The organism is Faecalibacterium sp. (assembly GCF_052358865.1).
Classification (GTDB): Bacteria; Bacillota; Clostridia; order Oscillospirales; family Ruminococcaceae; genus Faecalibacterium; species Faecalibacterium butyricigenerans.
Window position 1 is genome coordinate 1 of sequence record NZ_DAWCVJ010000078.1, and the last position, 10,676, is coordinate 10,676.

At 54.3% G+C, this 10,676-nt stretch carries 12 protein-coding genes and 1 pseudogene; 8 read left to right on the top strand and 5 right to left on the bottom strand.

The features are described from left to right. From ACT8X9_RS10995 to ACT8X9_RS11015, 5 genes are all read right to left on the bottom strand, one after another. Positions 1 to 442: hypothetical protein (locus ACT8X9_RS10995; RefSeq protein WP_444269012.1), on the bottom strand; the 442-nt coding region annotated here is incomplete at its 3' end. Positions 443 to 601: 159 nt separating this feature from the next. After that, positions 602 to 790 carry a hypothetical protein gene (locus ACT8X9_RS11000; RefSeq protein WP_113993379.1) on the bottom strand — a complete coding sequence of 63 codons (189 nt, stop codon included), beginning with the start codon at positions 788 to 790 and terminating at the stop codon, positions 602 to 604. A 709-nt stretch (positions 791 to 1,499) separates the two neighbouring features. Continuing rightward, positions 1,500 to 1,655: a hypothetical protein gene (locus tag ACT8X9_RS11005; protein WP_444269013.1), complete on the bottom strand. Its 156-nt coding sequence runs from the start codon at positions 1,653 to 1,655 to the stop codon at positions 1,500 to 1,502. A gap of 242 nt (positions 1,656 to 1,897) precedes the next feature. Then, positions 1,898 to 3,007, bottom strand: coding sequence for a phosphotransferase enzyme family protein (locus ACT8X9_RS11010; protein WP_444269021.1), 1,110 nt, complete (start codon positions 3,005 to 3,007; stop codon positions 1,898 to 1,900). Between the two features lie 19 nt (positions 3,008 to 3,026). Beyond that, entirely contained in the window at positions 3,027 to 3,893 is an 867-nt protein-coding gene (locus ACT8X9_RS11015) for a helix-turn-helix domain-containing protein (RefSeq protein ID WP_444269014.1), read from the bottom strand. A 184-nt stretch (positions 3,894 to 4,077) separates the two neighbouring features. On the opposite strand from ACT8X9_RS11015, the gene ACT8X9_RS11020 reads away from it, so the two are divergent. The 8 genes and pseudogenes from ACT8X9_RS11020 to ACT8X9_RS11055 form a co-directional block, all read left to right on the top strand. Then, on the top strand, positions 4,078 to 4,314 hold the full coding sequence (locus tag ACT8X9_RS11020; protein ID WP_444269015.1) for a hypothetical protein: 237 nt from the start codon (positions 4,078 to 4,080) through the stop codon (positions 4,312 to 4,314). Then, positions 4,311 to 5,678 (top strand): carbohydrate ABC transporter substrate-binding protein, encoded by a 1,368-nt coding sequence (locus ACT8X9_RS11025; protein ID WP_444269016.1) that lies wholly within the window; start codon positions 4,311 to 4,313, stop codon positions 5,676 to 5,678. The genes ACT8X9_RS11020 and ACT8X9_RS11025 overlap by 4 nt, the downstream gene beginning before the upstream one ends. Positions 5,679 to 5,765: 87 nt before the next feature. After that, entirely contained in the window at positions 5,766 to 6,650 is an 885-nt protein-coding gene (locus tag ACT8X9_RS11030) for a carbohydrate ABC transporter permease (RefSeq protein ID WP_444269017.1), read from the top strand. Positions 6,651 to 6,662: 12 nt separating this feature from the next. Further along, entirely contained in the window at positions 6,663 to 7,559 is an 897-nt protein-coding gene (locus ACT8X9_RS11035) for a carbohydrate ABC transporter permease (protein ID WP_444269018.1), read from the top strand. Positions 7,560 to 7,570: 11 nt separating this feature from the next. Continuing rightward, entirely contained in the window at positions 7,571 to 7,759 is a 189-nt protein-coding gene (locus ACT8X9_RS11040; protein ID WP_005926920.1) for a DUF6903 family protein, read from the top strand. A gap of 39 nt (positions 7,760 to 7,798) precedes the next feature. Beyond that, positions 7,799 to 9,958, top strand: a complete 2,160-nt coding sequence (gnpA, locus tag ACT8X9_RS11045; RefSeq protein ID WP_444269019.1) for a 1,3-beta-galactosyl-N-acetylhexosamine phosphorylase — start codon at positions 7,799 to 7,801, stop codon at positions 9,956 to 9,958. Between the two features lie 60 nt (positions 9,959 to 10,018). Next, positions 10,019 to 10,519, top strand: a complete 501-nt coding sequence (locus ACT8X9_RS11050) for a transcriptional regulator (RefSeq protein ID WP_444269020.1) — start codon at positions 10,019 to 10,021, stop codon at positions 10,517 to 10,519. 18 nt (positions 10,520 to 10,537) lie between these two features. Further along, positions 10,538 to 10,676: pseudogene (locus ACT8X9_RS11055) on the top strand (recombinase family protein); the annotation flags it as partial.

The following is a 10,676-nucleotide window of genomic DNA, read 5'->3' on the forward strand; positions in this document are numbered from 1 at the left end:
CAAATTTTTGCTGGGCGTTCTTGGCAACAATGCGCTCCAGCTTCTTCAAAAAGGACTCCTTGCCCTCATAGCTGCCGGTCACGGTATAGGTGGTGTGACCGACTTTCTCCGTGGTGGTCAGTTCTGGAATCCAGAAGGCGGACAGGTTCTTGACATGGAGATTGCCGTTCTCATCTACATAGGAGCCGTGCTTCTTCTGCTCTTCGGTCAAGGGCTGCCGCTTGAAATAGATTTCATTTTCGGAGATGCTCACGGTTTCGCTGGCCTGCTCCTTCGGGGTATCGTCATATAGCTGGGCGAAAAATGCCAGTGCATCTTCGGGTGAGTCTTCCTCCATGAGCTGCTCGAAAATCCGCTGTTCCTCTGCCGAGAGGTTATTCCATGCGGCTTCCAACTCCTGCTCGTTGGCTGCGTTGACAAAGGCTTCGATCTCTTTTTTCATGGTGCATCCTCCTTTGGCTGCGAAAAGCGTTTTTTCAAAAAGTATGGGTTTTCGTGAGAGCAAGAATCGTCCCGTGGCCACAAATTTTCAATTTTTGAAAATTTCCTGCCCCTTTGGGACAGCTTCTTGTTGGGGCGTGCCTGCCCCAAACCCTGCTTACTAGTAATTATAGTAAGGCATACAAACAGCCACAAGAATAAATAAGCTAACTGCGGAAATTAGCGCATACTTCAAATCATTAGAACCATCTTTGACAGCTTCTTTAATAGCCGCAACCAATGAGAAAACGAAAGCAAATGGAAAAATCCACCAAATTTTAATCAGGCCGTACATGACAAGGTTTTCCATAATAACCTCCATAGCATAGCAACTAATGGCAAAGGGGTGAATTGTCGGATTAAGGTAAGTATATCATATTGCTGATCGAAACGCACCCCCTATATTATAGAACTTGACCATTTTACTGCGTACGTGCGTACCAACCTCCTGTACGCACGTACGCAGCGATTTGCCCGAAACGCAGCCTATACAGCCGTTCCCCCTCGGAGAGCCCACTACACTTTGCAGTCCGCAGAGCTGAAAGTGTCATAGTGGGTTATTACACTTCCGCAGAAGTGCCTTTCCCTCGCCGCAGACAGCCGGGTGTGCCTTTGCGAGAGCCTTTTGTGCGGCGAACCCACATCGCCCATGGGCGATGTGAGCAGGGATTCCAAGGGGCGCAGTACCCTTGGCACACGGCTTTGGTACAAAGTCTAGTGTGTTACACCTTGATAGAGGTGTACAGACCCCCGATATGCAAAAAGTCCCATGTTCAACACCTTGACGGTGCGGACATGGGACTTGATGCTTCCTCGGCCTAGCCGGGTGCTCGTAACCAATCCTGACAGGCAGTTGCCGTGTCATTTCTCGAAAACTGTTTTACGAATACCCAGCAAGTGGGAACTTCCTGTTTTTCGTTGTTTGCATGATGAGCCTGCTCTGCCTGCCATAGGCAAGCTCGCGTTTGCGCAGCAACAAAAGCCCCAGTGGGGCTTTTGAGCGACCGAACGGTCTTGCGTTAGCAAGATGGAGGGGCCTCCGCCCCGACAAGTGACCGCTGCCCTTCCTCGCTGTTCCAGCAGGCAAGGATGGCCGGGTAGAATGCCCGTGCCAGACGGTCGATGACTTCATCGGGATAAGAGGAAGTGTTTGTGGACTTTTTCTTTTTGTTCAAACGCACGCTCCTTTGGACATCGGTAAACAGCATACCATGTGCCTGTTGTTATGCTGTCTGGTCTTTAACATCTGCGAGTGCGGCTTCCAGAGAGGTAAGGTAGTCCTTATGCTTGTGAATGATCTCCAGAATCACATCACGCTGCACATTATCGGGCATAAGCTGTAAAAAGAAGCATGGACGCCCCCGAAAAGGAGAACGTCCATGCTTCTTGCTGTATTCGAATGGAGGAGATCGCGAAATCAGTGATTGTCCGGGCAGACGATTTCCAGCATCTGATCGAAAACCTCTTCCATCTGCCGCACCAGTGTGAACTGGGTGCGGGCGCGGTCGAGGTTGTGATCCGGGCGAGCAATATGGAAATAATGGTCGCCCTCCAGATAGTCAGTCAGAAAACGGATGCCGCATTCCAGTGTCATGAGCCTTGCACCCCATGCAAGACTCTTTTTTTCTGCCATGCTCATGGATGCCCCGGCAGTGGAGAGATACCCTTTGGCGAACACTTCGTACAGATGCAGGTCAAAATGGACTTTGCTCTGGTCAGGTTCGTCCTCAGCGCAGTCGTTGGCACCGGTGCGGATGGAATCGCCGAAGTCGTAGGCCGAAAGTCCCGGCATCACGGTGTCGAGGTCAATGACGCAGATGCCTTTTCCGGTGGCGGCGTCGATTAGGACATTGTTGATCTTGGTATCGTTATGGGTGACGCGCAGAGGAATTTCGCCAGCTGTCAGCTGATCCAGCAGGACATGGCAGTCCTGCTCCCTCGCATGGATAAATTCGATTTCCGACGTGATATTTTTTGCCCGGCCCAGTGCATCGGCGGCGAGGGCTTTTTCAAAATCGGCATAGCGGTTGGGCGTGTCGTGGAAGCGGGCGATGGTTTCGTGGAGGGTGGAGGCCGGGTAATCCTCCAGCTGGTTCTGGAATTTGCCCAGTGTCTCGGCCACGGTGCGGAAGTCGGTTTCGCTGCCGACCTGCTGCAAACAGATGGTATCTTCTACAAAGTCGTAGGCACGCCATGCGCCGACGTCTGCATCCAGATAGTAAGTCGACCCCGACAAAGTTGGGATGACATTCAGCGTTTCCCGTGCTGGGTCGCCGCCCTCGGCAAGAATTTTCGCCCGCAGATGCCGGGTCACGCCGCAGACATTCTCCATCAGGCCCACCGGGTTAGTAAAGGTATCTGTGTTGATGCGCTGCAAAATAAAGCGTTTGGAATGATCTTCCCGCCAGACCACAAAGGTGTCGTTGATATGCCCCTCACCATAGTGGTGAGCATCGCAGAGCACAGGCCCGCCAAAATCAAAGGCACTTGCAGCAGACTGGAGCAGAGAAAGGGTAACGGATTTCATCATAAATTCCTCGTTTTCGTTATACTTCATGCCGTTTTGTCGGGGCGGGGCGTTTTCCCTGCCGCGTCTGACGGCGGTATTCGTTGGGGGTCATGCCCTCCGCCTTGCGGAAGCACTGGGAGAAATAGCTGGGGGAGGAAAAGCCCATCAGCTCGCTGATCTGCGCCAGACTGTAGCTGGTGTTGCCCAGCATATGCTTGCTCTCCTCAATGCGGCGGCGGTTCAGATAGGTGATGGGAGAGATGCCATACTCTTTTTGGAAGGTGTGGGCCAGATAGTATTTGTTGATGTGGGCGATTTCGGCAAGGGTATCCAGCGAGATATCTTCGCGGTAGTTGGTGTCCAGATACCGCTTGATCTCCACACACTCCCGGCTGTCGGAGCGGGGCGTTTCCTCTACCTGCAAAGAAAGCGTGGTACACCGCACCAGCCAGATGAGCAGCACTTCCAGCAGATCCTGACAGACCGTTTCGCAGCCGTCCAGACTGCGGTCTGCTTCGGCCAGCAGCATATGGAACAGCGTCACCATCCGCTCCCGATTTTCCCGGCAGTTGAATATGGCGTAGGAAGAATCTGATTTTCCAAATAAGATCTCGATGCCAGCAACGCCCAATACAATGTATTCCAGCGGTGAAGCATTCAGGCTCAACTCGGTATGCTCTACCTGCGGATTGACGATAATCATATCATCCGGTTTGACCGGATAAAGCTGACCGCTTAAATAAAACTGACCTTCTCCGCTTAGACAGTAGAACAGCTCTGTGCAGGAATGGGTGTGGGCAGTGCTGTTCCAATCGCCGCCAAATTTGCTTTTGCTGAGGTACAGCAGCCGGAAGGCATCCCGTGGAGCGGGAGCAAGGCGGATATCAAATCGCTCGCTACTCATAAATGGCTCCTTTTGAAGCAAAACGCAAAAACTATAAAAATAAAAGCAAGATACTAAAAATACAAGCCTAAAAACGATGCGCTTTTTCGTGCGTTTTTCTCATTATAGAGGCAATGAAGAAAAAATGCAAGCCCTGATTTTTGGACGGGTTCAATACTTTTGCCTTCGATAGAGTGCAAAAAATATGTCAAACTGGTTACAAGCGGGGAGAATGTACCAAAACCACAGTACAAATTTTATTGCTTTTGCTGAAAGAAATTTCCAAAAAGCAATATTTCTAAAAAATGAAACAACAAAGACCTTGTTGCAAACCGTGAAAACCTCTATATTGGAAGCAGAAAAAACCACAGCCCCTTCGGACGAAGCCTGTTTGCCCCGGCTGTGTTTTGAACGGAACTTTATGATGGAGGATACACTATGAAACGCATTTCTCGTCGCAATTTTCTGAAAGTGGCTGGCGTGGGTGCCGCTGCACTGGGCCTGGCCGCCTGCGGCGGTTCTTCCAGCTCTACCGCATCCAGCGCGGCATCTTCTTCTGCTGCTTCTGCCGCAGCAGAGAACGTGACCATCAAGGTCGCTGCCATCGAGACCGGCTATGGCGCTGAGATGTGGAAGAAGGTCACCGAAGCCTTTACCGCACAGACCGGCATCAAGGTGGACCTGACCACCGACAAGAAGCTGGAGGACGTCATCGGCCCCTCCATGCAGGGCGGCGACTACCCCGACGTGGTCCATCTGGCCACCGGCCGTGAAGCTGCCCTGACCGAGCAGTTCATCAAGGGCAACCTGATCGCCGACATCACCGATGTGCTGAGCATGACTGTGCCCGGCGAGAGCAAGAAGGTGAGCGAGAAGATCGCCGGCGGCTTTACCGACACCTCCCTGACCAACCCCTACGGCGACGGCAAAACCTATCTGGCTCCCATGTTCTACAGCCCCTGCGGCCTGTTCTACAACGCCGGTTTCCTGAAGGAAAAGGGCTGGGACGTGCCCAAGACCTGGGACGAGATGTGGGCACTGGGCGACAAGGCTGCCGCTGAGGGCACCTACCTGTTCACCTACCCCACCACCGGCTACTTCGACGCCTTCTTCTATGCGCTGATGTACGCTGCCGGCGGCCCCGACTTCTTCAACAAGGCCACCCACTACACCGAGGGCATCTGGGACACCCCCGAGGCAAAGACCTGCTTTGATATCGTGGCAAAGCTGGCTTCCTACACTAATCCCATCACCCCCGCACAGGCCAACGATCAGGACTTTACCCAGAATCAGCAGCTGGTGCTGGACAACAAGGCCCTGTTCATGCCCAACGGCACCTGGATCGTGGGCGAGATGGCCGAAGCACCCCGTGCAGACGGCTTTGAGTGGGGCATGACCGCTCTGCCCGCTGTCAAGGCCGGCGGCGACAGCTACAGCTACACCTGGTTCGAGCAGGCATGGATCCCGGCGGGTGCTGAGCATCTGGATGCAGCCAAGCAGTTCGTGGCGTACCTGTATAGTGACGAAGCCTGCAAGCTGTTCGCCGAGAGCGGTGCGATCCAGCCTGTGCTGGGCATTGCCGATGATCTGGACGGCGACAACAAGATGTTCTACTCCATCTATGATAACGGCGCAAAGGCAGCTATGGGCAACTTTGCAGCCTTCAGCGCCATCCCCGGCGTGGAAGTCCGCACCGTGTTCTTCGACCCCGTCAACTCTCTGGTGTCCGGCAGCATGACCGAGCAGCAGTGGATCGACGGCATCAAGTCCGCCAGCGACCAGATGCGCACCAACATCATCGAGTAATTAAGCCCTGCCCAGCGGGGGCGGTTTTTACCGCCTCCGCTTTTTTGGGCTGTACAGTACCATCAAGAAAGGAGCGGTCAATCCCCTATGAGAACGGATAAAAGCCGCAAACGGTTCGTATTCCTCTGTGTGGCACCGGCTACCATCCTGTTTTTCCTCTTTATGATCCTGCCCACCCTCAACGTGTTCCGCATGAGTTTGTATGAGCGGGGTGCCTATTCTCCCAACGAGACCTTTGTGGGGCTCAAAAACTTCCAGCATCTGCTGCGGGACACCCAGTTCATCCGCTCCATGCAGAATATGATCCTGCTGGTGGTAACGGTCACCCTGATCACCTTCGCCTTTGCACTGGTATTTGCCGCCATCCTCACCCGGGAGAAGATCAAAGGCCAGAACTTTTTCCGCATCATCTTCTACATCCCCAACATCCTGTCGGTGGTCGTCATCTCCGGCATCTTCTCTGCCATCTATAAGCCGGAAAACGGCATGCTGAACAGCATCATCGGCCTGTTCCGCAACATGAGCGACCCCATCCTGTGGAAGGGCGAAAAACTGGTCATCCCCTCCATCATCATTGCCATGGTGTGGCAGGCCATCGGCTACTACATGGTCATGTACATGGCCTCCATGTCTGCCGTGCCCATCAGCCTGTACGAGAGCGCCAATCTGGACGGTGCCGGGCGGCTGACCCAGTTCTTCCAGATCACCATCCCTCTCATCTGGACGAATATCCGCACCACCCTCACCTTCTTTATCATCTCCACCATCAACATGGCCTTCCTCTTCGTCAAGGCCATGACCAGCGGCGGGCCCAACGGCGCATCGGATGTGGCACTGAGCTATATGTACAGCCAGAAAGACGCCGGCCTGTATGGTTACAGTATGGCTATCGGCGTGGTAATCTTCCTGTTCTCGTTTGCCCTGTCCGCCTGTGTCAACAAGGTCACCAACCGCGATACGCTGGAATTTTAAGGAGGGAAGAAGATGCAGAATACCACCGAAAAATCTTCCCGCTCTGCGGAAGGTCTGTACAAGTTTTTCATCTATTTTGTGCTGGTTCTGCTGGCCGTTACCATCATCGTGCCGGTGGCATGGGTGTTCATGGCCTCCATCAAGCAGAATGCAGAGTTCTACGGCAACCCCTGGGCACTGCCCGCCGGGTTCTACTGGCAGAACTTTGTCAACGCATGGAATGGTGCCCAAATGGGCGAATATATGCTCAACTCGGTCATCGTCACCGCGCTGGCGCTGGCACTGCTGCTGGTCGTTGCCCTGCCCGCCGCCTACTGCCTGTCCCGCTTCCACTTCAAGGGGCGCAAGGTACTGAACACCCTGTTCATGGCGGGCCTGTTCATCAACGTGAACTACATCGTGGTGCCCATCTTTTTGATGCTGCGGGACAGCGATGTGTGGCTGAAAGGCCATTTCGGCAGCGGCTTTCTGCTGAACAATCTGGTGGTGCTGGCGGTGGTATACGCCGCCACCGCGCTGCCCTTTACCATCTACCTGCTGTCGGGCTACTTTGCCACCCTGCCCCACGATTTTGAGGAGGCCGCCTATATCGACGGTGCAAGCTATTTTTCCACCATGACCCGCATCATCTTCCCCATGGCAAAGCCCTCCATCATCACCATTATCCTGTTCAACTTCCTGTCCTTCTGGAACGAGTATATCATCTCCATGACCCTGATGAGCTCCACCAAGGCACCCCGCACCCTGCCGGTAGGTCTTTTGAACCTGATGCAGGCGCAGCAGAGCGCCGCCCAGTACGGTACCATGTACGCAGGCCTTGTGCTGGTGATGCTGCCTACCCTGATTTTGTACATCTGCGTGCAGCGGCAGCTGACGCAGGGCATGACCGTGGGCGGCCTGAAAGGTTAAGGAGACAGACGATGAAAGCATATTGGAAAAACCATCCCGCCCTGCGCATGATCCTGATGCTGGTGCTGTTCGTGCTGGCACTGGTGCTGGTGGTGTCCGGCTGGAAAATGACCGGGCAGCTGGCAGGGCTTGGCATCATGCTGGTGGGCGTAGCGCTGCTGCTGGCTGTGCTGGCGCTGTATAACGCCGCCTACGATTGACCCCCTACGATTCAAAAAGAGGCAAAAGGAGAGTTTCCCATGGATGAAATAAGAAAGACCGGGCGCGTGACCATTCCCACAGACCTGGACGTTGTGCCCGAAACACTGGAGATCTTAAAAAAGTGGGGTGCTGATGCCATCCGCGACTGCGACGGCACCGACTTTCCGCAGCAGCTCAAGGATGCGGACGCCAAGATCTACTCCACCTACTATACCACCCGCAAGGACAACGCGTGGGCAAAGGCAAACCCGGACGAGGTGCAGCAGTGCTACATCATGACCGGCTTTTACACCGCCCCCGGCGACACCGTGACCATCCCGCTGATGAAGGGCATCAGCCCAGAGCTGATGCAGGTGAACACCAACGACGACATCACCCGCTGGTGGGAGGTCATGGATCGAACCACCGGTCAGCCCGTGCCGCCGGAGCAGTGGAGCTACGCCGACGGCAGTGTGACCGTACAGGCCGTACCGTTCCATGAGTATACCGTCAGTTTTCTGGCTTACCTCATCTGGGACCCGGTGCATATGTACAACGCTACCACCAACGGCTGGACGAATTTTGAGCACCAGATCACCTTTGACGTGCGTCAGCCCAAGACCCACAAGTATTCCATGGAGCGCCTGCGCAGGTTCATTGCCGAGCACCCCTATGTAAACGTCATCCGCTACACCACCTTCTTCCACCAGTTCACCCTGATCTTCGACGAGCTGAAGCGGGAGAAGTTCGTGGACTGGTATGGCTACTCTGCTTCGGTCAGCCCCTACATCCTGAATCAGTTTGAGCAGGAGGTGGGCTACAAGTTCCGCCCGGAGTACATCATCGATCAGGGCTACTACAACAACCAGTATCGGGTGCCCAGCAAGGAATTTCGGGATTTTCAGGCCTTCCAGCGCCGCGAGGTGGCAAAGCTTGCCAAGGAGATGGTGGACATCACCCACGCGTGCGGGTGCGAGGCCATGATGTTCCTCGGCGATCACTGGATCGGCACCGAACCTTTCATGCCGGAGTTCAAGACCATCGGACTGGATGCCGTAGTGGGCAGCGTGGGCAACGGCTCCACCCTGCGCCTGATCTCTGACATTGAGGGCGTGAAGTACACCGAGGGCCGTTTCCTGCCGTACTTCTTCCCCGACACCTTCCACGAGGGCGGCGACCCGGTGCGGGAAGCCAAGGAGAACTGGGTTACAGCCCGCCGCGCTATCCTGCGCAAGCCCATCGACCGCATCGGCTATGGCGGCTATCTGAAACTGGCCTTGCAGTTCCCGGAGTTCGTGGACTACGTGGAGAGCGTCTGCAACGAGTTCCGCGAACTGTACGAGAACATCAAGGGCACCACACCCTACTGTGTCAAGCGAGTGGCCGTGCTGAACTGTTGGGGTAAAATGCGGGCTTGGGGCTGTCACATGGTGCATCACGCCCTCTATTACAAGCAAAACTATAGCTATGCCGGTGTCATTGAGATGCTGTCCGGTGCGCCCTTTGATGTGAAGTTTATTAGCTTTGAGGATATCAAGAACGACCCGCATCTGCTGGATTCGTTGGATGTCATTATCAATGTCGGCGATGCCGACACCGCACACACCGGCGGCATCTGGTGGGAAGACCCGGAGATCTCCTCCGCTATCCGCAAGTTCGTCTGGAACGGCGGCGGCTTTATCGGCGTGGGTGAGCCTTCCGGTCACCCGTATCAGGGCCACATTCTCCAGCTTGCCAGCGTGCTGGGCGTGGAGGAAGAAAACGGCTTCACCCTCAACTACGACAAGTACAACTGGGAGGAGCACCCCGACCACTTTATCTTGCAGGACGCCGACCAACCCGTGGACTTTGGCGAGGGCAAAAAGAACATCTACGCCCTTGAAGGCACCGAAGTGCTGGTGCAGCGGAACAAGGAAGTGCAGATGGCGGCACACGACTTCGGCAAGGGTCGTGCCGTGTACATCAGCGGTGTGCCTTACAGTTTTGCCAACAGCCGCACCCTTTACCGCGCTATCCTGTGGAGTGCCCACAGCGAGGAGGAACTGCATACATGGTTCAGCTCCAATTATAATGTAGAAGTTCACGCCTACGTCAAGAACGGCAAGTATTGTGTGGTGAACAACACGTACGAGCCGCAGGACACCACCGTTTACACCACAGACGGCAGCAGCTTTGCTCTGCATCTGGATGCCAACGAGATCAAGTGGTATGAGATCTAAGTTCTCCTTTTCATAAACGAACACAACGGGCAGCTCTGGTAACAGAGCTGCCCGCTGTGTTTGCTGTATCTGCCGATAACTCAACCTGTGTCAATCGAACGCTGCAATGGAGATGGGAGCGAGAATCCCCGCCTGAAAGAACCGCTGTTTCTCTATGCGCTGACCTTTAATAAAGTAGATTTGTTGCTCCGCCATACTGCAACCAGCGCTGTTGCTGCGGAATATGAGCAGCTTTCCAACCGCTACTCGCTGGCGCAAATGCTGCTGCTTTTAGAAAACCAGTCCCATGAACTGCCGGAAGGCTATTTGAAGGTTTGGCGCAGCTATTGTTCGGTGCGAGATGCCGTCCTTGCAGACAATGACACAAAAGAGCTGATCCATCGCCGGGTATTGGAACTTCAGAAGAAAAAGAAATTGACGAATTATCGTCTCTATACGGACTTAAAGTTGAATCCGGGCAACGTGAACGCATGGCTCAAACACAACGATTCCAGCAAAATGAGCCTTGACTGTGCACGGCAGATTTACAAGTACGCAAAAAGCTACCCGTCTGTTCGATAAGAAAAAGGAAGTGAGTCTATGACCGCCGTAATCTATGCCTGCTATTCATCGTATAACCAGCGTGAAGAATCCATTGAAGGCCAGATTCGGGAATGCACGGCTTATGCGGAAAAGAACGGCATCACGGTCATCAAGCACTACATTGACCGTGCGTTCT